Consider the following 233-nt stretch of genomic DNA (forward strand, 5'->3'; position numbering starts at 1 on the left):
GGATGCTGCCGCATCGCCGGCCGCTGCCTGCTGATCGCCGCCTTTGGCGCTGCCATCTCCCTTGCCCGAGCCATGGGCGGCTGGTTGCTTGATCAGTTTCGAAAGATAGGGAACCTGCTGTGCATAGGGGATGCGATTGCCGAACTGCCAGATACCGGCGGCGGCGATTGCGACGATGCTGACTGTGATCCAGAATTTCTTCATGAGCGAGACCGGTTTTGAACAGAATGGGG

1 protein-coding gene is annotated in these 233 nt (G+C 59.7%); it reads right to left on the bottom strand.

The features are described 5' to 3' along the window. Nucleotides 1-204 (bottom strand): hypothetical protein (locus SCA31_RS25630; RefSeq protein WP_410699736.1); only part of this gene is annotated, 204 nt, incomplete at its 3' end. Nucleotides 205-233 lie beyond the last annotated feature (29 nt).

Source organism: Chryseobacterium sp. SIMBA_028 (assembly GCF_046535285.1).
Taxonomy (GTDB): domain Bacteria; phylum Bacteroidota; class Bacteroidia; order Flavobacteriales; family Weeksellaceae; genus Chryseobacterium.